The following is an 835-nucleotide window of genomic DNA, read 5'->3' as shown; positions in this document are numbered from 1 at the left end:
AAGGTGTCCACCCACAGCTTCGGTGATACGTTTAGCCCCGGTACATTTTCGGCGCAGAGTCACTCGACCAGTGAGCTATTACGCACTCTTTAAATGGTGGCTGCTTCTAAGCCAACATCCTGGTTGTCTAAGCAACTCCACATCCTTTTCCACTTAACGTATACTTTGGGACCTTAGCTGGTGGTCTGGGCTGTTTCCCTTTTGACTACGGATCTTATCACTCGCAGTCTGACTCCCACGGATAAGTCATTGGCATTCGGAGTTTGTCTGAATTCGGTAACCCGATGAGGGCCCCTAGTCCAAACAGTGCTCTACCTCCAAGACTCTAACTACGTGAGGCTAGCCCTAAAGCTATTTCGGAGAGAACCAGCTATCTCCAAGTTCGATTGGAATTTCTCCGCTACCCACACCTCATCCCCGCACTTTTCAACGTGCGTGGGTTCGGGCCTCCATCCAGTGTTACCTGGACTTCACCCTGGACATGGGTAGATCACCTGGTTTCGGGTCTACGACTACATACTAATTCGCCCTATTCAGACTCGCTTTCGCTGCGGCTCCGTCTCTTCAACTTAACCTCGCATGCAATCGTAACTCGCCGGTTCATTCTACAAAAGGCACGCCATCACCCATGAACGGGCTCTGACTACTTGTAGGCACACGGTTTCAGGATCTCTTTCACTCCCCTTCCGGGGTGCTTTTCACCTTTCCCTCACGGTACTGGTTCACTATCGGTCACTAGGGAGTATTTAGCCTTGGGAGATGGTCCTCCCTGCTTCCGACCGGATTTCACGTGTCCGGCCGTACTCAGGATCCACTCAGGAGGGAACGAAGTTTC

1 rRNA gene is annotated in these 835 nt (G+C 51.7%); it reads right to left on the bottom strand.

Annotated elements, in window-relative coordinates:
* Positions 1 to 835 (bottom strand): 23S ribosomal RNA (locus ACNQGS_RS28995); the annotation flags it as partial.

Source organism: Neobacillus sp. PVCKKU3 (assembly GCF_058323225.1).
The sequence above is the reverse complement of the archived record's forward strand: the minus strand, read 5'-3'. Positions and strand labels throughout refer to the sequence as shown.